Annotated in this window: 21 protein-coding genes and 2 tRNA genes; 13 read left to right on the forward strand and 10 right to left on the reverse strand. The window is 36.5% G+C overall.

Annotated elements, in window-relative coordinates; genetic code table 11:
- Positions 1-20: 20 nt before the first annotated feature.
- Entirely contained in the window at positions 21-1016 is a 996-nt protein-coding gene (gene gap, locus HII17_RS12150; protein WP_169075659.1) for a type I glyceraldehyde-3-phosphate dehydrogenase, read from the reverse strand.
- A gap of 241 nt (positions 1017-1257) precedes the next feature.
- Between gap and gndA the strand changes: the two genes are divergently transcribed.
- Positions 1258-2781: an NADP-dependent phosphogluconate dehydrogenase gene (gndA, locus tag HII17_RS12155; protein WP_169075660.1), complete on the forward strand. Its 1524-nt coding sequence runs from the start codon at positions 1258-1260 to the stop codon at positions 2779-2781.
- Positions 2782-2789: 8 nt separating this feature from the next.
- Positions 2790-3173, forward strand: coding sequence for a peptide-methionine (R)-S-oxide reductase MsrB (msrB, locus tag HII17_RS12160; RefSeq protein WP_169075661.1), 384 nt, complete (start codon positions 2790-2792; stop codon positions 3171-3173).
- A gap of 6 nt (positions 3174-3179) precedes the next feature.
- Here msrB and HII17_RS12165 read toward each other — a convergent pair whose 3' ends face one another.
- Complete coding sequence (locus HII17_RS12165; protein ID WP_169075662.1) at positions 3180-3980, reverse strand: DUF2989 domain-containing protein; 801 nt, start codon at positions 3978-3980, stop codon at positions 3180-3182.
- 164 nt (positions 3981-4144) lie between these two features.
- Between HII17_RS12165 and HII17_RS12170 the strand changes: the two genes are divergently transcribed.
- Together HII17_RS12170 and HII17_RS12175 are read left to right on the forward strand one after the other, a co-directional pair.
- Positions 4145-5596: a glyceraldehyde-3-phosphate dehydrogenase gene (locus HII17_RS12170; protein WP_169075663.1), complete on the forward strand. Its 1452-nt coding sequence runs from the start codon at positions 4145-4147 to the stop codon at positions 5594-5596.
- A 122-nt stretch (positions 5597-5718) separates the two neighbouring features.
- On the forward strand, positions 5719-5916 hold the full coding sequence (locus HII17_RS12175) for a cytoplasmic protein (RefSeq protein WP_169075664.1): 198 nt from the start codon (positions 5719-5721) through the stop codon (positions 5914-5916).
- Here the strand turns inward: HII17_RS12175 and HII17_RS12180 are convergent.
- The 6 genes from HII17_RS12180 to HII17_RS12205 all read right to left on the reverse strand — a co-directional run bounded on the left by HII17_RS12180 (position 5913) and on the right by HII17_RS12205 (position 8719).
- Positions 5913-6239: a TusE/DsrC/DsvC family sulfur relay protein gene (locus HII17_RS12180; protein WP_169075665.1), complete on the reverse strand. Its 327-nt coding sequence runs from the start codon at positions 6237-6239 to the stop codon at positions 5913-5915. The two genes, HII17_RS12175 and HII17_RS12180, sit on opposite strands and share 4 nt — an antisense overlap.
- Positions 6240-6241: 2 nt before the next feature.
- Positions 6242-6529: a sulfurtransferase complex subunit TusB gene (gene tusB, locus HII17_RS12185; RefSeq protein WP_169075666.1), complete on the reverse strand. Its 288-nt coding sequence runs from the start codon at positions 6527-6529 to the stop codon at positions 6242-6244.
- 1 nt (position 6530) lies between these two features.
- Positions 6531-6896: a sulfurtransferase complex subunit TusC gene (gene tusC, locus HII17_RS12190; protein ID WP_169075667.1), complete on the reverse strand. Its 366-nt coding sequence runs from the start codon at positions 6894-6896 to the stop codon at positions 6531-6533.
- Positions 6893-7258: a sulfurtransferase complex subunit TusD gene (gene tusD, locus HII17_RS12195; protein ID WP_169075668.1), complete on the reverse strand. Its 366-nt coding sequence runs from the start codon at positions 7256-7258 to the stop codon at positions 6893-6895. The genes tusC and tusD overlap by 4 nt, the downstream gene beginning before the upstream one ends.
- Before the next feature lie 77 nt (positions 7259-7335).
- On the reverse strand, positions 7336-8004 hold the full coding sequence (locus tag HII17_RS12200; RefSeq protein ID WP_169075669.1) for a Bax inhibitor-1/YccA family protein: 669 nt from the start codon (positions 8002-8004) through the stop codon (positions 7336-7338).
- 118 nt (positions 8005-8122) lie between these two features.
- Positions 8123-8719 (reverse strand): DNA-3-methyladenine glycosylase I, encoded by a 597-nt coding sequence (locus tag HII17_RS12205; protein ID WP_169075670.1) that lies wholly within the window; start codon positions 8717-8719, stop codon positions 8123-8125.
- Between the two features lie 139 nt (positions 8720-8858).
- Between HII17_RS12205 and HII17_RS12210 the strand changes: the two genes are divergently transcribed.
- The 3 genes from HII17_RS12210 to HII17_RS12220 all read left to right on the forward strand — a co-directional run bounded on the left by HII17_RS12210 (position 8859) and on the right by HII17_RS12220 (position 10550).
- A tRNA-Ser gene (locus tag HII17_RS12210) sits at positions 8859-8949 on the forward strand.
- Between the two features lie 320 nt (positions 8950-9269).
- Positions 9270-10334 carry an HDOD domain-containing protein gene (locus HII17_RS12215; protein ID WP_169075671.1) on the forward strand — a complete coding sequence of 355 codons (1065 nt, stop codon included), beginning with the start codon at positions 9270-9272 and terminating at the stop codon, positions 10332-10334.
- Positions 10335-10459: 125 nt separating this feature from the next.
- Positions 10460-10550: transfer RNA gene (locus HII17_RS12220), tRNA-Ser, on the forward strand.
- Between the two features lie 115 nt (positions 10551-10665).
- On the opposite strand, the gene HII17_RS12225 is transcribed toward HII17_RS12220, so the two are convergent.
- Positions 10666-11418: a hypothetical protein gene (locus HII17_RS12225; RefSeq protein ID WP_169075672.1), complete on the reverse strand. Its 753-nt coding sequence runs from the start codon at positions 11416-11418 to the stop codon at positions 10666-10668.
- 349 nt (positions 11419-11767) lie between these two features.
- Between HII17_RS12225 and HII17_RS12230 the strand changes: the two genes are divergently transcribed.
- Entirely contained in the window at positions 11768-12202 is a 435-nt protein-coding gene (locus HII17_RS12230; RefSeq protein WP_169075673.1) for a hypothetical protein, read from the forward strand.
- A gap of 67 nt (positions 12203-12269) precedes the next feature.
- On the opposite strand, the gene HII17_RS12235 is transcribed toward HII17_RS12230, so the two are convergent.
- Positions 12270-12584 carry an ArsR/SmtB family transcription factor gene (locus HII17_RS12235; RefSeq protein WP_169075674.1) on the reverse strand — a complete coding sequence of 105 codons (315 nt, stop codon included), beginning with the start codon at positions 12582-12584 and terminating at the stop codon, positions 12270-12272.
- Positions 12585-12688: 104 nt separating this feature from the next.
- Here HII17_RS12235 and HII17_RS12240 point away from each other — a divergent pair, with 104 nt between their 5' ends.
- The 5 genes from HII17_RS12240 to HII17_RS12260 are packed head-to-tail and all read left to right on the forward strand — an operon-like array spanning position 12689 to position 17944.
- Entirely contained in the window at positions 12689-15244 is a 2556-nt protein-coding gene (locus tag HII17_RS12240) for an efflux RND transporter permease subunit (protein ID WP_211185354.1), read from the forward strand.
- Positions 15241-16041: an outer membrane lipoprotein-sorting protein gene (locus HII17_RS12245; protein WP_169075675.1), complete on the forward strand. Its 801-nt coding sequence runs from the start codon at positions 15241-15243 to the stop codon at positions 16039-16041. The genes HII17_RS12240 and HII17_RS12245 overlap by 4 nt, the downstream gene beginning before the upstream one ends.
- A gap of 5 nt (positions 16042-16046) precedes the next feature.
- Positions 16047-17339, forward strand: coding sequence for a hypothetical protein (locus HII17_RS12250; protein WP_169075676.1), 1293 nt, complete (start codon positions 16047-16049; stop codon positions 17337-17339).
- 32 nt (positions 17340-17371) lie between these two features.
- On the forward strand, positions 17372-17581 hold the full coding sequence (locus HII17_RS12255) for a YgaP family membrane protein (RefSeq protein ID WP_169075677.1): 210 nt from the start codon (positions 17372-17374) through the stop codon (positions 17579-17581).
- Positions 17582-17596: 15 nt separating this feature from the next.
- Positions 17597-17944: a rhodanese-like domain-containing protein gene (locus HII17_RS12260; protein ID WP_169075678.1), complete on the forward strand. Its 348-nt coding sequence runs from the start codon at positions 17597-17599 to the stop codon at positions 17942-17944.
- Positions 17945-18010 lie beyond the last annotated feature (66 nt).

An 18010-nucleotide genomic window follows, 5' to 3' on the forward strand; every position in this document is an offset into this window, starting at 1 on the left:
AGTTTGGTCCTAATAGTCGTTTATTTTTGGATATGAGCGACTAAATCTAATACTTTATTTGAATAACCGATTTCGTTGTCGTACCAAGTAACGATTTTTACAAAAGTATCTGTAAGTGCTATACCTGCGCCAGCGTCAAATACTGATGTGCATTTTTCACCAATGAAGTCATTTGAAACGACTTGATCTTCTGTATATCCAAGAATACCTTCTAGGTTTCCGTGAGCTGCGTTTTTCATTGCGTCACAGATTTCTTGATAAGTAGCAGGGTTCTTCAGGTTAACCGTTAAATCAACAACAGAAACGTTAGGTGTTGGTACCCTAAATGCCATACCTGTAAGTTTGCCATTTAGTTCAGGAATTACTTTTCCTACCGCTTTTGCTGCACCTGTAGAGCTAGGAATAATATTTTGACCCGCACCACGACCACCGCGCCAATCTTTAGCTGACGGACCATCAACTGTTTTTTGTGTAGCAGTTGTTGCATGGACGGTTGTCATTAGACCATCTTTAATGCCCCAATTGTCATTCAGTACTTTTGCTACAGGAGCTAAACAGTTAGTAGTACATGAAGCATTTGAAACTATTTCTTGACCTTGGTATTCGTTATGGTTAACACCCATAACATACATTGGAGTGCTGTCTTTTGAAGGAGCTGACATTACTACTTTCTTTGCACCAGCTTCAATGTGCTTACGTGCGGTTTCATCGGTAAGGAATAAGCCAGTAGATTCAACAACAACGTCTGCGTTTACGTCATTCCATTTTAATTGTGCAGGGTCACGCTCTGCCGTAACTCGAACTGTTTTACCGTTTACTACTAGATTGCCGCCTTCAACATCTACAGTACCGTTAAAGCGACCATGTGTTGAGTCATACTTCAGCATATATGCCATATACTCTACATCGATAAGGTCATTGATGCCGACAATTTCAATATCTTGTCGTTCTTGTGCTGCGCGGAAAACAAAGCGACCAATACGGCCAAAACCGTTAATACCTACTTTAATAGTCATGCTTAATCCTTGAATTTTAATAATGTAGTAAAATTACATCATTATGCGAAAATATCAAGCTTAAAATGGTTTTAAGTGTAATTAAGTTAAATTTATTTTCGGATTGTTACCAAAAAAACATAAAAAATAACTAATTTTATTTGTATAAAGTGCGGCGCGAATTGAAATGGCATGATAAAATGAAGAAATCGACGCGCATATTCGTGCAATATCTACAAATTATCAAACCGCGGAAAAAAATATGACACAAGAGAAAGTATTGTGTGACATCGGATTTATCGGTCTAGGTGTAATGGGTAAAAACTTGGTGTTAAACCTAGCAGACAATGGTTACAACATTGCTGCATTTGACCTTAATCATGAAAAGGTTACTGATACCATTGAGCAAGATAGGTTAGAAAATAAAACAGATTCACCTCGTGTTTACGGATGTTTTTCATACACAGAATTACTTTCTCAACTTAAAGCGCCACACCTTATTGTACTTTCAGTACCTGCTGGTGAACCTGTTGACCAAGTTTGTGAAAGCCTTATTGGTGCAGGCATTCAGCCTGACGATATTATTATCGACACTGGCAACAGTTTATGGGTAGACACTGTGGAGCGCGAAAAACGTTATAAAAGCCAGTTTCTTTTATTTTCATCTGCAGTTTCCGGTGGTGAAGTTGGCGCAAGGTTTGGCCCAGCATTAATGCCAAGCGGTACACCTTACGCGTGGACTCGTATTAAACCAATCTGGGAAGCAATTTCTGCAAAGGTTGACCCTGCTACAGGTAAGCCTATTGAGCGCACTGAACCTGGTGAAGTTATAGAGTATGGCGATCCATGTGCTGCGTATATTGGACCAGCGGGTGCTGGACATTATGTAAAAATGGTACACAACGGCATTGAATATGCTGATATGCAAATTATTTGTGAAGCATATCAAGTATTGCGTGAAGGTCTAGGTATGAGCTGTGATGAAATTGCTGATACTTTTGAAAAGTGGAATCAAGGTCCTCTAGATAGCTATTTGATGGAAATATCTGTAGAAGTACTTCGACATAAACTTGATGATGAAACGCCTTTAGTAGACGTAATACTCGATAAAGCGGGTCAAAAAGGAACGGGGCTTTGGACCGCTGTTAGTAGTTTGGAAGTGGGTTGTCCTGCACCAACGATATCACAAGCGGTATACGCTCGTTCAATTTCATCTTTTAAAAGTGCACGTGTAACTGCGTCTGAACTTTTAGAAGGGCCAGATAGCAAAGAGTATACTGAAGAAGAAAAACAAACATTTATTACTCGCCTACATGATGCTATTTATTGTGCAAAAATTTGTGCTTATGCTCAGGGTTTCCAGTTAATGAAGTTAGCCGCGAAAGAACATAATTGGGAATTGGACTTTTCAAGTATTGCTAAAATTTGGCGTGCTGGCTGTATTATTCGCGCAGTTTTCCTACAATCTATTACTGAAGCATTTAATCGTGATGAGAACTTAGAAAATTTATTATTAGATGAATTTTTCGCAAAACAGTTGAACCTTCACCAATCGAACTGGCGTCAGGCTATTGCTGATATTACGTTAATGGGTATTCCAGCAGGAGCATTAACTTCAGCGCTATCATATTACGATTCAATGCGCAGTGGTGTATTACCAGCTAACTTATTGCAAGGTCAAAGAGACTTTTTTGGTGCTCATACCTTTGAAAGAACCGATAAGGCTACAGGTAAAAAATATCATGTAGAATGGTCTTCAAAAGGGCGCCCAATGGTGTCAATGTAGGAGTTGTTATGTCTGATGATCATTATAAAGAAAAGCTAAGTAAAGAAGCTTATGCGGTGTGTCGTTTAGCAGCAACAGAACATCCTTTTACTGGTATATATAATGATCATTGGCTTGATGGTAACTACAATTGCGCTTGTTGTGAACGAGCGCTTTTTCATTCAAGCAAAAAGTTTAATGCTGGCTGTGGATGGCCAAGTTTTTTTGAATGCATAGACGACAATGTTTTATACATTCAGGATTTGTCTCACCATATGGTAAGAACTGAAATCAAATGCAGACACTGTGACTCTCACTTAGGACACGTTTTTGACGACGGCCCTGAGCCTACAGGGAAACGTTACTGTGTTAATTCGTTAAGTTTACTATTTGATGGAGATCAAGCTCAGTAAACTATTTTAATGACTTGGTGCGACAAATCTCCCTTCACTAATTTTGTCTAATGTAGCTTCGGCAACTTGATCTAAGAAATTAGCATCTAATTTGTAAAATTGGCTGTACTCTTTCAATCCTTTTTTACTAATTTCCTCATCATCTGGTGCATATATGTTCAAAACTTTTAACCATATATAAGCTTGTTTGTATTCTTCTTTATCGGTAAAAATTGTCGTAATAGACTTAAAAATTTCAATGTTTATGATTTCACCAGGTTTTACTAGCTCCAGCGCATGAAAAAGCAAATCTAAGGTTTTATCAGGGTTACGTTTTATATAGTAAGTGGCTAAGTTAAATTGAGACTCTGGAGTTTCTAATTCTGCGCTACCTTCCATTTTTAAAAACTTTTCCAAAGCGACTTCATTCATATAACGGGACCAATGATAAAACAATAGCTCAGGGTGCTTAGACGTTTTTGTTTCGTCACTTAATTGTTTTATTCTCTCCTTTGCCTTCACATAATTGTCAATTCGGTTTTTCTTTTTTTCTTTTAACTTTATGTGTTCTATTTTTGATGCATGATTTACACAAACAGCATACTTTTCATAGGCAATTAATAAATTGTACTTTTGTTTATCCGCTTTAGTAGTGTTCAGCGCGTGATTCGCAAAAATAGCGCCAACTCTTTCTCTTTTGCACCAACTGTCTTCCTTAAATTCTCCACACATTTCGGGAGAGTCTTTACAAATTTTTGCTAAGTCTGGACCACTATCACAAGCGGTTAATAGTAATGTGCTAAAAAAAGCAGCGATTATAAACTTCATGCTAAACCCAAAAATTTTTAAAATATTACCTGTAATGGCTGGAGAAAGTTTTCACTCTGCATTACAATGTGCGCCGCATCAAGCGGGTAGTAATTATCAACATATATAGACTATATTGATAATAGCTTATCGTTCACTTTACTGAAATAAAAAGGTTTTATGTAATGACTTCTCATCTTGAGGAAGAATACCAATCTAGCTGGCAAGAACGTCAAACATTCGCAGAAAATATGTTACCGGTAATCAGCCAATTATTCCGAAATAAAGGAATTGAAGTAGCTGTTTACGGTCGTCCTTTAGTTAATGCGTCTGCTATCGACATTATCAAAGCGCACAAATCTGTCGCCCTACATGAAGACAGTAAGTTACGCTTAAGAGAAAGTTTCCCATTTTTAGAAGCATTAACAAAAATGCCTTTATCACCTGCGCAGATTGATATAGGTAAACTTGCTTATAACTATTTGTTCCTAGGTGGTGCTAACGGTCTATCTATTGAACAATATTTAGAGAAAGAGCTATCTGAAAGCTTATCTGACAATAATGAACAACCAGAATCACAAGACGTAGTTTTATATGGTTTTGGTCGTATCGGTCGTTTATTAGCTCGTTTACTAATTGAAAAAACAGGCCCTTCAGCAGGTTTACGTTTAAGAGCAATTGTTATTCGTCCAGGTAAAGATGGTGATTTGGCAAAACGTGCAAGTTTATTACGTAGAGATTCAGTACACGGTGCTTTCAACGGTAGTATTACTATTGATGAAGAAAACAACGTGATCAAAGCTAATGGCGCATTTATCCAAATTATTTATGCAAAATCACCATCAGAAATCGACTACACTGCATATGGTATAAACAATGCGCTAGTAGTAGATAATACTGGTATTTGGTCAGATGAAGAAGGTTTAGGTCAGCATTTACAGTCTAAAGGTACATCAAAAGTATTGTTAACAGCGCCTGCAAAAGGTGATATTAAAAATATCGTTTACGGTGTGAATCAAGACATGATCTTAGCTGAAGATAAGATTGTTTCGGCTGCTAGTTGTACAACAAATGCAATTACACCAGTATTAAAAGCAGTTAATGATAAATTTGGTATTAAGAACGGTCACGTTGAAACGGTTCATTCATATACCAATGATCAAAACTTGATCGACAACTATCATAAATCACCACGCCGTGGTCGTAGTGCACCTCTTAATATGGTAATAACCTCTACTGGTGCAGCAAAAGCAGTATCTAAAGCATTACCTGAATTGAAAGGTTTGTTAACTGGTAACGCAATTCGTGTACCTACACCAAATGTTTCTATGGCGATTATGAATTTAAACCTTAAAGAAGCTACAACAACGGAAGGTTTAAATGATTACTTACGTGGTATTTCATTAAATTCTGAGTTGCAACACCAAGTTGACTACACTGCATCTACTGAAATTGTATCAACTGACTTAGTAGGCTCTCGTTATGCAGGAGTTGTCGATTCACAAGCTACGATTGTCGACGAAGATAGAGCGGTACTATACGTATGGTACGATAATGAATTCGGCTATAGTTGTCAGGTAGTTCGTGTTATGCAGGAAATGGCAGGTCTTTTCGTACCTAGTTTGCCTCACGCATAAGCGTTATACTTTAATAGAATAAAAAGGCGCTTTGGCGCCTTTTTTTGTTCTTAAATGTTTTTAAAATTTTGCCGATAAATTCATGATAACTATCGTCACATTAGTCTTAAAGAGAGGTCTATATGGCTCTAACAGTTGGAAATAGTGGTTCAGTTCACGTTGATTCTGGTAATGCACTAGAAATCAAAGGTGCGCAATTGGCTAAAGATCAGATGGAATTGGAAGGTAAAATGGCGCTAGAGCTTATTCAAGCTGCTGCGGTGCCAGAAGTTAATCCACCTACAGTGTCTTCTGGCAATACTATTAATATTAAAGCTTAAATACAGCGTGCTGGTTTAGGTAAACCAGCATATTTTGTTGCTTGCTTAGCTGGCCCTTCACTAAACAGTCGATATAAATATCGGCTGCTACTTTTCTCTTCGCCAAATTTTTCTTTCATTGCTTTAGTTAATGCACGGATAGCTGGTGACGTATTGTAGGTTAAATAAAATTCTCTGACGAAATGAATAACTTCCCAATGTGCGTCGGTTAATGTTAACTCATCCTGTTTTGCGAGTTCATTGGCAAGCGCCACACTCCATTGGGTGTGATCAAGTAAATAGCCCTGTTTATCTATTGCTATAGTTTGGTTGTTAAAGTTCATTCTTATTGCCAGGTTATCGATTGTTTGTAGTTAAGCATTAGCTCAGGAATATCTTCTATTACTATTGACTTTGATTGAGGTGCCAATGCTAAACCCCTTGCGAGATAATGATGTTCGATCACAAAAATATCAATTTGCTGTTCGCTTATAGTAGCTATTGAAGGGTGCTTAAGGTTGTAGCAACCGTCATCAAGCAACAAGATGGCGTCATGCTTTGCTAATAACTGTGCACATTGTGCTAGATTAGTGTCAGCAAAAGCTGATGTTCTGATTAAGTGTAATGTCGACATTTTAAAACCTTAAAACTGCTTTGTATTGCTTTAGAGTTTCTATAAGCGTTTGCTTAGACAGGGTTTGTGCGCTTTGAATATTTAAAGGACCTTCAATACCTCGGTCTTTAAGTGATTGTTCGCAAATGAAAACGTCTTCGACATCATAAAAAGGTAACGCTGAAAAGGTTTTTAAGTAATCTTTAACCTGCAATAGTTCACCATTTGCTTTATCAATTAACTGCCAAACGCCGTCACCGATAAAAAATAGCGCGATATCTTGCTCATAACTTCCAAAGATGAGCGCCATATCTAATGCGTCTTTACCACTAGCAGAAGAATAGGGAGCTTGGGTAGTTATGATTGCGAGAGAGTTGACTTTGCTCATAACTGAATCACTCGATCACTAGTTGCGTTTAACTCAACCATCTCACCTAGACCAGAAATTGTAAAAAAGTTGAGAATGTTATGTTGGCTGTCCTCATCAGTTAAGCCTCTTTTCTCTGCTGCTGTAATACATAAATGCATAGGCACCTTATTTGAATTGGCTAACGCGGCTAGTGATTTTATCGATTGATATTCGTCACTCGGCATGACTAATGTTTTGCTCGCATTCAATACACCATCTTGATAAAAGAAAATACCATTTATCTGGTGTCCTTTGTTTAATAACGCGTGTGCAATCTCTACAACCGTAGCGGTTCTATTTTGATGGGGTGGTGTAGTTACTACTAGAGTGAATGTTGCCAAATTAGCCTCAAGTTTTACGCAAAAAAAAAGCTCCGAATAAATCGGAGCTTTCATTATAACGAATTATTTATCAAGAATTAATCGTCAGAACCAAAAGCACCTAATAAATGTAAAAGGTGAACAAAAATGTTGTAGATATTTAAATACAATGAAACCGTCGCACGAATATAGTTTGTTTCGCCGCCGTGGATAATACGGCTAGTATCAAATAGAATTAAGCCCGACATAATCATAATAATTGCTGCACTAATTGCTAATGATACCGCTGGTACAGCAAAGAATATATTTGCAATTCCGGCAATCAAACAAACAATTAAACCAACCATTAAGAAGCCGCCCATAAATGAGAAGTCTTTCTTACTAGTTAACGCATAACCTGAAAGTGCAAAAAATATTAAAGCGGTCCCGCCTAAAGCTTGCATGATTAAAGAACCACCATTAGGTAGTGCAGCATACATATTAAGCAATGGGCCTAATGACGCCCCCATTAAGCCAGTAAATGCAAATATCCAGAATAAACCACTAGCTTTATCTGCTTGCTTGTGAACAACAAATAATAAACCGAAAGCAACTAACGTCATTACTAATGCCGCCATGTGCGACAAATTCATCGCCATTGAAACACCAGCCGTAACTGCACTAAATGCTAGGGTCATACCTAAAAGCATGTAAGTATTTTTCAATACTTTGTTAATTTCAATTGCACTGCGTTGACTGGCAGCACCTAGATTCATATTTGTTTGCATAAACCTTCCTCTATGAACTTATAAAGCTAATTATGTAGATAAGGGCAATTAAATAAAGTTCAAGCCTTATCACTATATTTTGACATATTATGGCATGGTGTTTTTCAAAATACTATGCCTAAAGCTGTTGGAATTGCTCTATTATTTGTTTTCTTTTGTAACAATTCATACTGTGGTCATTGACCATACCACATGCTTGCATATGAGCATAAATTATTGTTGAACCAACAAATTTGAAGCCTCGTTTTTTTAAATCCTTACTGAAGGCATCAGACTCTTCTGACGTAGCAGGGTAGTCCGAATTACTCTTAAAAGAGTTTACAATGGTCTTATTATTGACAAAAGCCCATTGGTAATTTGAAAAGCTGCCAAATTCTTTTTGTATAGCAATAAAAAGCTTGGCGTTGTTAATTGCAGCTTCAATTTTTCCCCTATGCCTTATTATCTCAGTGTTTTGTACTAACTCATTTACATCTTGTTCAGTAAATTTAGCCACTTTAGCTACATCGAAGTTGGCAAAGGCCTTTCTATATCCTTCTCGTCTTTTCAAAATGGTATACCAACTTAAGCCTGCTTGAGCAGATTCTAAAGTTAAATATTCAAATAATTTTTGATCGTCGTAGACGGGAATTCCCCATTCGTCATCATGATAGGCTACATAGTCGGCTTTAGATTCATCAAGCCAAGGGCAGCGGGATACTTTTTCAGTTGGCATCAGTTTTCCTTCTGATTGATTCACCAGCAATTTGTATAAAAAGCTAGCAGTTGATAATTATTTTTGAATTTTCGCTTTACAACGTTTTAGCTACACATTAATATTCGCTCCGTCTTAAGGCAAGTGTCTTAAGACTATTGGTGAGATGGCTGAGTGGTCGAAAGCACCGGTCTTGAAAACCGGCAAGGGTTTGTAGCCCTTCTAGGGTTCAAATCCCTATCTCACCGCCATATTAAAAATAAAAATGCCTCGCATAAGCGGGGCATTTTTGTTTATGCCAGTCAGAAAAATATTTCCTAAGCCCTAATCCCATCGTTATAAAAATTAAAGTATTTAAGTTTTTTCAAATATAACTTTAAAGGTTCATTTCCTTTTCTTGAGTGTCGAACAAACACCTATTCTGTGCCCTTATTATTCTAAAACCATGTTCTAAGACAAGGTTTGATTAATGAAAGAGCTTAACGTTATTGCGCAAAAATATAATGTTCTATAATTTTAATATTCATTAGCAGAATGCGAAATTCTAATCATCAAATAGGTAGTTATTTTTGTGTTTAAAACTTTGTTGTATTCAATTTTTCCTTCTTTTAAATCACCAGAAGTACAGCCAAATTTCGAATATTTTGAACATACTAAAAATGATGGAAGTATAGTAGAGCAGTCCAATGCTAACTACACAGTTAATAAAACAATAGTTAATAATGCCAATGAAGTAAGTTCGGCGCTGTTCCTTTCATTTCTTTTTGGAGAAAGCACCGACAAAGTCGTAGAAGATCAATTAAGCTGTTTTGTGTCTAATAAAATTGAGTTCCTCTTAAAAAAACAAAGTAGTAAGTTAATAGATGCTTTGCCTGTAATGCCTGCAACTATCGCTCTTTTGATAAATGAACTTAAATCAGAAGAATTTAATACCGATATTTTAATCTCTTCGATAAATTCAGAGCCTAGTATTGCAACAGAAGTTATTAAACTCGCAAATTCTGCAAAATATAAACGAGGCGAAAAGGAAGTTACTGATTTAAAAGCAGCCTTTATGAGTATGGGTAAGCAAGGATTGTTAGAAGGGGTTATTTACCATTACATAAATGACTTTAAACCTGTAGCAAGTGTTTATTATCGTCAATTTGGCGAAAAAATTTGGCAGCATTGCCATCAAACAGCAGAATATACTCAAGCGCTTACTATAAGGTTAGGGCATCCAGAGCTTAGTGCTACAGCCTACTTTTTAGGGCTAATTGTTAACCTAGGCCATATGATAATTTTCCAATTAATGACGGATGCGTTTAGTTGTATAGACCCCAATAGCTCACCCAACTCAGAAGGGTTTAAAAGGCTAATAAACCTATATTCTATAAAGTTAACGTATACAATTGCTAAAACATGGCAATTACCTGAAGTAATATTACAGGCAATAGCAATTCAGGCTCAAACTGAGAATTGTCACCAGCTTACGAAATATAAAGAAAGACAACCTCTTGCAATTGCTTGTTATGAAGCTAATAAACTTAGCGAATTAGTTAGCCTTAAAAACGTAAATTTAATTGACAGTGATGCATTAGATGAAGCTTTATCGAAAAACCCACTAGTAGAAGAAATGACATCGTTAATCGAGTAAAAAAAGACTTCATTGAACGAATTACAAGCAAATAAAGGCTTTCTTAACATTTATATTAAATAAAGGCTTTACAAGCCGTATGTCAGGATTTATTATGCGCACCGTTTCCAGATAATGGAAACATTGGTGAGATGGCTGAGTGGTCGAAAGCACCGGTCTTGAAAACCGGCATGGGTTTGTAGCCCATCTAGGGTTCAAATCCCTATCTCACCGCCATATACAAAAAACCCGATTCGAAAGAGTCGGGTTTTTGTGTTTTAGGGAATCGGAATTGTTAGCATAATATTAAGTTGATTAAATGCTCAAATTCCAAATCAAAAGCGGTTAAGGCTTATAAACCACTCATTTCTTTATTTACAGTAATAAGTTCATTCCATTGATTTTTGAACGATTTATTATAGTTTTTTTGAAATGCTTTAAAGCTACCTTCGCCATATAGCTCTTCAAAATGTTTGTTAAACTCCCAATCTTCATCCCATTCTGCAAATGAACCCATCGACGATAATGCCAGCAAGTGACGCCCATTTTTATGGCCTTGAATAAATTGATTGTCCATTACTACCCAATATTTAGTTTTGCCAATTTTGTCGAGCGTTTTTTTAACTTGCATTAATAGATATTTACCTACGGTGGGATCATAGCTTTTACTTACTGTTAAATATCTTGCCATAAACATTTTAGGATTATCTGCTTTATCTAAGTTATTTATTTCTAACCCTTTCATTACGCGCCACAGTTCTCCTTGTTTATATTTACTAATGTAGGGGTTGATATTGTCTGCCCAATCGTCATCGTGTTTTTGATTGTCTGGTCTAGCATCCAATTCTGAATGACTTACAGGGCCCATCACCCAAATTAAATCATTTGTATTAGGGCCATAAGTTACATTGTATATCTTTGTTATAAGAGGGGGTTTTGTGTGGTATTTCTTGATATGCGCTCGCATATTTTTAGTGAATTTTTTGGCGTTCTTGTTATCTACAGTAAAACGAAATGTATCCCACTGTGTATAAGATTTTGCTTCATCCGCAATTGATGCTGCAGCGAATGTTATAACTGCTATTAATGTTGCAATTTTTTTCATAATAGTACCTAAGAGTATACTATTACAGCTTTAGCCAGGTGGCCGAAGAAGACTTCAATAATATTGATTGAAAAGCAAGCGCAGTATAGTACAAGCTAGCGATTTTTACGTACTAAAAACTTTGGTCACTCAACGTACGATTTGCTATCTCAACCTTAAGGTTTTGTATTAATTAATTTCACTCCTAATTAGTTTACCTTTCCATAAACATTCAATATTCCGATAAAAATTGAATAAATAGTTGTTTTTGTATTAATTTCACACTAATAATGGGTGATAAATGAACGATGAGTTCATTTCGCTAAATATACCTAATAAAAATAAATTTTAGTATGAGAAGGATATAGATATGGGGAATTCGAATACCGGAGTGGTTATTGAAAACGAGCACTTATTCAGATCACTAATTTGTGCGCCAGTTGCCATATTCTTTGCGTTGTTGGCACAACAATGGATTACGACGTCAGGCGCTATCGTGATGAGTGTTATTTTTGTCATAATTGCGCTAATTTTCATGTTAAGCACGCTTTCATATGCAGCGTACTACACTAATGAGCGTTTTGAAGGTAAAGCTGAGCCTTTATTCAAAAATAACAACTTGTCTAAATTTGTTGTTTTTACTCTTTTGACTGCTTTATTAGTACCAGTAGCGGTTAATGTCGTGCCTTCTGAAGCTCACATGGTGTTTAAAGTCATATTTACGTTATCAGCATTATATGTCGTGCTTAGTGCACTTGCCTTTGCTGCTTTTTATACTAACGATTACTTTGCAGAAAGTAGTTAGATGACAACTTAACCAAAGAGCAGCTATATTAGTTGCTCTTTAATCATAACATTAGGTAATGTCGATATTACTGTTCAGTATTACCACAGAACTCTTCATATAAAAGCTCAATCAATTTCAATACAACAGGGTTTGCAACTCGATAATAGATAGTTTGTGATTTTCTAGTTGTTGCTACTAACTCTTCGTTTCTTAATCTTGCTAAATGTTGTGATAGAGCAGATTGGCTTATATCGATTAGATCATTGAGTTCACCTACAGAAAGCTCTTGCCCACCTAAGTGACATAATATAAGTAATCTATATTCGTTACTCATAGATTTTAATAGTTGTGCAGCGAGTTTGGCATTTTCTACTATGTTATCTAAGTCTTTTACTTCCATCTAAAACACCCTAATTAGTCAATTGAATTTATATTAGACATTTCTAATGTAAAAGTCTATATTAGCAATATATAAATTAGGAATTTCTAATATAAGGTTTTACATTGAGTTATTCGAAGATTTTACAGTATGCGCTGGATAAACCGAAAACAATCTATTTAGCGTTGTTGCTATTGGTTATTGCAACCTTATCGTTGTTTCCGCTTCTCCAAATAGATACAGATCCAGAAAATATGTTAAGTCGCGAAGCACCAGCAAGGGTGTTTCATAATCAGACTAAATCAAAATTTACGATGCACGATATGGTGGTAATTGGTGCAGTTAGTAATGAAAGTGTTTTCACGCAAGCAAGACTTTCTGATATTAACAAAGTCTCTAATTTTGTTTTATCTCTCGACGGGGTGATTAAGCAAGATTTATTGGCACTCAACGTAGTTGACAATATTAAGCAAGAACGAAATGAACAAGACGAAAATTTAGGTATTCGGTTTGAATATTTAATGAAACAGTCTCCACATTCTGAAGAAGAGGCAAAAGCGGTGAAACATGCTGTTAAACGTTTGCCTATGCTGGACAATACCTTGGTATCTGGCGATGATAAAGCGGTCGCTATTTATGTCCCTATTAAATCAAAAGACCTTAGTTATTCAATTGCTGAACAAGTTAGAGAATTTACAAATAATTTGGATTCAACACTTCAGTTTTATATCACTGGTTTACCTGTAGCAGAAGATCAATTCGGCTATGAAATGTTTGTTCAAATGGGCGTGGCAGCGCCACTAGCTGGTGTAGCTATTTTCCTGTTACTTTGGTATTTCTTCCGTAATTTTCCGCTGATTTTTGCACCTATGATAGTAGCAATGGCTACCGTTGTTATAACCATGGGTAGCCTAATTGGTATGGGGTTTACAGTTCATATCATGTCTTCAATGATTGCCATTTTCTTAATGCCTATAGCAGTAGTTGATTCTGTTCATATTCTCTCTGAATTTTCTGAGCACTATAAAAAAGGCGATGATGTAAAAGCTACCTTAAAGAAAGTGATGTCTCACCTCTACACGCCAATGCTATATACATCGGTAACGTCGGCCGTTGGTTTTTACTCGTTAATGCTTACACCAATTCCTCCAGTAAAAGTTTTTGGTGCGTTTATTGGTAGTGGGATTTTATTAGCATTTGTATTAACTATTATTTTTATTCCTGCATATGTATCGCGTCTTTCAGAGCAAACTCTCGAGCGTTTGCATCTAGCAGTAAGTCGACTTGAGCGAAAAAGTGCGCTTTCAAAAACTTTATTAGTACTAGGTGGTTTCGCTCAAAATAAGGCAAAGCTTATTTTAATGAGCTTTATCGCTGTTTTTGTTTTTAGTATTGAGGGAATCAATCGTATTGAAATTAACGATAATCCAACTAATTGGTTCAAGACTGATCATGAAATTCGAGTAGCAGATAAAACGTTAAACGCACATTTCGCGGGTACTTATGATGCTTGGTTAGTACTCGATACAAGTTTAAATAAAGAAGAAATCAATGCGACCCAGCTTACGGAGTTGCTGGCACCTTTAGTAACAGCTAGTGTTGTAAACAAAAATTTAGCACAAGAATTAACTTTGGCTAGTAAAGGTAAACAATTGTTTAGTGAACAACTACTCGTTCAACTTGATGATCTAAGCTTTGACGCTGACGAAAAGTACCAAACACAAATAAGTAAAATAATCGCTTTAGTTGATTATGAATTAACTAAACAAAAAACTTTTATGCAACCAGATATGCTGAATTGGATAGCCAAACTTCAGTCTGAATTAATAAATACTGGTTTAGTCGGCAAAGTTAATAGTCTTGCTGACATTGTGAGAACGGTTAACAGAGAGCTATTTTCAGGAAATGAGGAAGACTTTGTTATTCCAGCGTCCGCAAGCGGTGTCGCACAAACGTTGTTGCAGTATCAGTCTTCTCATCGACCCAAAGATTTGTGGCATTTTGTTACTAAAGACTACACGTCAAGCTTACTATGGTTACAAATGACAAGTGGAGATAATCAACATACCACACAAGTAGTACAGTGGGTTGAAAATTACGTTGCGGCAAACCCAGCGCCTATAGATATCAATGTTAACTGGGCAGGTAAATCTTATCTTAATATCGTGTGGCAAGATGCAATGGTCAGTGGCATGTTAGATAGTTTGTTATCAAGCTTTGCTATTGTCTTTTTAATGATGGTTCTGCTGTTTAGATCAGTTAAATATGGCGTATTAGCAATGTTGCCCTTAACATTTACTATTACAATGATTTATGGACTGATTGGCTGGCTTGGTAAGTCGTACGATATGCCAATTGCAGTTTTATCCGCTCTGACACTTGGCTTGTCGATAGACTTTGCTATTCATTTCTTACAACGTACTAGAGAACTAGAAATAAAACTAGGTAGCCTATTGATTGCTTTACAAGCAATGTTCAATGAGCCAAGTAGAGCGATCTCTCGAAATGCTATTGTTATCGCTATTGGGTTTACTCCTTTGTTGCTTTCTCCATTAGTTCCCTATGTCACTGTAGGCGCTTTTCTCGCAAGCATCATGGCAATATCTGCATTAGTCACGTTAATACTGTTGCCAGCTTGTTTAACATTGCTAAACGGTAATTCTTTAAGGAGAAAATTATGAATTCGTTTATTAGTAAATTGGCACTCGTTTACTGTTTGAGTCAGATGAGCTTCGGTTATGCAGAGGAGTCATTAACTGCACAACAAATAATTAATAAAAGTAATTTAGCATCATACTACGCCGGTAATGATGGTCGTGCCCAAGCGAGAATGGTCATTGTCGATGGTAAAGGTCAAAAGCAAATACGCCAATTTACAATTTTGCGCAAAGATATAGAGGACTTAGGCGATCAACAAATGATGGTGTTTTTTTCGCGCCCTACAGACGTTAAAGGCACAGTTTTTCGCGTGAATAAAAAGATAAATTCTGATGACGAGCGATGGTTGTATTTACCAGCGTTAGATTTAGTAAAACGAATTTCGGCAGGGGATAAACGTACGTCATTTGTTGGTTCTAATTTTTACTATGAAGACGTCTCTGGGCGTAACCCACAAGAAGATAATCTTACACTTTTAACTAGTAATGAGGATAACAAGCATTACTTGCTAAAAGGGCAGCCGAAATCGCCTGAATCTGTGGAGTTCAGCTACTATCAGGCTAAAATTGACAAAAAAACCTTCATGCCAGTAAATGTAGTTTACTTCGATCAAACGGGTAGTAAATTACGTGAAATGAAGGTGTTGAAAATGAAAAATGTACAAGGCCATCCAACGGTAGTTCATTCTCGAATCCACCAGTTTTCTGATAATAGCTATACCGACTTGCAGTTTAGAGGGGTTGCTTATGATGTTGGTCTGCCTAGTACTGTTTTTACCGAACGTAGTTTGCGAACTGTGCCTAAAAAGTGGCTTAAGTAGTACTGATGAACGCAGTAAAGTATACGCTTCTATTAATCTTAATAACTTATACGTTGGTTACTGTCTCGCAAGAGTTGGCTGACGATTGGCCTGTGGCTGACGAGCAATGGCAAGAAGATTGGGAAACAGATGATTCACCATGGTCACTAGCTGGTTATACCGAGGTAAGTTTTGGCTCTTTCTTACAAAGTAACATAGTCCAAAGTGAGCTTTCTTTATCAGAAATTAGGTTACGGTTAGACGCAGGCTATAGTCACGATTACTTTGAATTTTCTGCTATAGGTGATTTGTTATTTGATGACATTGACTCGGGCTTTGAGTGGCAAACGAGAGAGCTAAATGTCGCGTTAAGTCCACTTAACAATGTCGATCTTAAAATAGGTCGACAGTTAATTACCTGGGGAACAGGAGATTACATATTTCTCAATGATCTATTTCCTAAAAGTTGGGTTTCCTTTTTTTCGGGTAGAGATGATGAATTCTTAAAATTAGCAAGCGACAGTGCAAGGGCTACTTGGTATTTAAAAGACATTACAATTGATTTAGCTTATACACCTAACTTTGTCCCTGATGACTACCTAACTGGAAAACGATTTTCTTTTTTTTCTGAAAAATATAACGCTCAGATTGCTCCTGATAACAATTTTTTTAAAACTACCACAAATAATGAAACTTACTCTTTACGCGTTACCAGTAGCTATCAAGGTGTCGAGTACGCTATATACGGATATAAGGGGTATTGGAATAGTCCTTTAGGCTTTAATGAACAAGGACAGGCATATTTTCCAACATTACATTCTTATGGAGCAAGTATAAGGTCATCAATTGGTAGCGGTTTAATTAATGCTGAATTTTCAGTTTATAACAGTATTGAAGACATTAGTGGCGATCAGCTAAATATAGCGAATGATCAGATTAGGCTGCTAATTGGATATGAACAGGAGCTTATCAAAAATATAACCGGTGGTTTTCAATTTTATGTAGAGCAAACTTTAGACTATCAAGAATATATTCAAAATAGCTTTAATCCTGATCTCGTCGTTGATGAATACAGGCAAATGTTTACTTTTCGCCTGACACATTTATCTATGCAGCAAAAGCTAAAAACTTCTCTGTTTACCTTTATTTCACCATCAGATAATGACGGCTACCTTAAGGCGTCAATGAACTACAGATATAACGACAGTTGGTCTATAGCTAGCGGTACCAATTGGTTCTTTGGTGACAAAGCCCATACCTTTTGGAGCCAACACAAAGACAATAGCAATGTCTGGATAAGAGCTAAGTTTAATTTTTAATATAAGCATAAATTTTAATTAAGGAGTTTAACATGACCGTCGAAAATGCAGTGTTTAGGTTTGCAGGTTTTATGGTATTACTTTCATTGGCACTAACTCATTGGGTACATCCAAACTTTTTTTGGTTTACAGTTTTTGTCGGCGCTAATTTATTTCAGTTTTCGTTTTCAGGTTTTTGCCCAGCAGCAATGCTTTTTAAGAAATTTGGATTAAAAACTGAAGCTCAAGCAGCTAATCAATAAAGTATCGGAGGCAGAATGTTAAAAAAATTACCTGAACTAGTAGTAGAAGCTAGAAAAGGACTCAATGTATTAACTGCGCAAGAAGCACGTGAAAAACGCAACGCTATTGGCGGTATAATATTAGACGTTCGCGAAACAGAGGAATTTAATAAGCACTCGGTGAAAGATGTTGTACATATTCCTAGGGGTGTTTTAGAAGGTAAAATGCTAACTACTTACGGCGATGAAACTATGCCTATTTTTATTCATTGCGCAGGGGGCGTTAGAGCGACTTTTGCTGCGGAACAATTAGTAAAGCTCGGTTACAAGCAAGTGTGGGTAATTAGTTGTAAAGTCGACGAAGTTATAAAGTCTTTTACCTAGTAAATTACTTACCTAAAAAGAGTGACTTTAGTTGCTCTTTTTTTTACCTTGTACCTACACTGATAA

The organism is Thalassotalea algicola (genome assembly GCF_012932965.1).
Lineage (GTDB): Bacteria > Pseudomonadota > Gammaproteobacteria > Enterobacterales > Alteromonadaceae > Thalassotalea_F > Thalassotalea_F algicola.

Bases quoted from the DNA above. Each gene is read 5' to 3' on its own strand.
- HII17_RS12230 (WP_169075673.1), top strand. From the start codon at position 11,768: ATGGGGAATTCGAATACCGGAGTGGTTATTGAAAACGAGCACTTATTC.
- HII17_RS12245 (WP_169075675.1), top strand. From the start codon at position 15,241: ATGAATTCGTTTATTAGTAAATTGGCACTCGTTTACTGTTTGAGTCAG.
- gndA (WP_169075660.1), top strand. From the start codon at position 1,258: ATGACACAAGAGAAAGTATTGTGTGACATCGGATTTATCGGTCTAGGT.
- tusC (WP_169075667.1), bottom strand. From the start codon at position 6,896: ATGAGCAAAGTCAACTCTCTCGCAATCATAACTACCCAAGCTCCCTAT.
- HII17_RS12165 (WP_169075662.1), bottom strand. From the start codon at position 3,980: ATGAAGTTTATAATCGCTGCTTTTTTTAGCACATTACTATTAACCGCT.
- HII17_RS12260 (WP_169075678.1), top strand. From the start codon at position 17,597: ATGTTAAAAAAATTACCTGAACTAGTAGTAGAAGCTAGAAAAGGACTC.
- HII17_RS12200 (WP_169075669.1), bottom strand. From the start codon at position 8,004: ATGCAAACAAATATGAATCTAGGTGCTGCCAGTCAACGCAGTGCAATT.
- HII17_RS12235 (WP_169075674.1), bottom strand. From the start codon at position 12,584: ATGGAAGTAAAAGACTTAGATAACATAGTAGAAAATGCCAAACTCGCT.
- msrB (WP_169075661.1), top strand. From the start codon at position 2,790: ATGTCTGATGATCATTATAAAGAAAAGCTAAGTAAAGAAGCTTATGCG.
- HII17_RS12205 (WP_169075670.1), bottom strand. From the start codon at position 8,719: ATGCCAACTGAAAAAGTATCCCGCTGCCCTTGGCTTGATGAATCTAAA.
- HII17_RS12180 (WP_169075665.1), bottom strand. From the start codon at position 6,239: ATGAACTTTAACAACCAAACTATAGCAATAGATAAACAGGGCTATTTA.
- tusB (WP_169075666.1), bottom strand. From the start codon at position 6,529: ATGTCGACATTACACTTAATCAGAACATCAGCTTTTGCTGACACTAAT.
- HII17_RS12175 (WP_169075664.1), top strand. From the start codon at position 5,719: ATGGCTCTAACAGTTGGAAATAGTGGTTCAGTTCACGTTGATTCTGGT.
- gap (WP_169075659.1), bottom strand. From the start codon at position 1,016: ATGACTATTAAAGTAGGTATTAACGGTTTTGGCCGTATTGGTCGCTTT.
- HII17_RS12255 (WP_169075677.1), top strand. From the start codon at position 17,372: ATGACCGTCGAAAATGCAGTGTTTAGGTTTGCAGGTTTTATGGTATTA.
- HII17_RS12250 (WP_169075676.1), top strand. From the start codon at position 16,047: ATGAACGCAGTAAAGTATACGCTTCTATTAATCTTAATAACTTATACG.
- HII17_RS12170 (WP_169075663.1), top strand. From the start codon at position 4,145: ATGACTTCTCATCTTGAGGAAGAATACCAATCTAGCTGGCAAGAACGT.
- HII17_RS12225 (WP_169075672.1), bottom strand. From the start codon at position 11,418: ATGAAAAAAATTGCAACATTAATAGCAGTTATAACATTCGCTGCAGCA.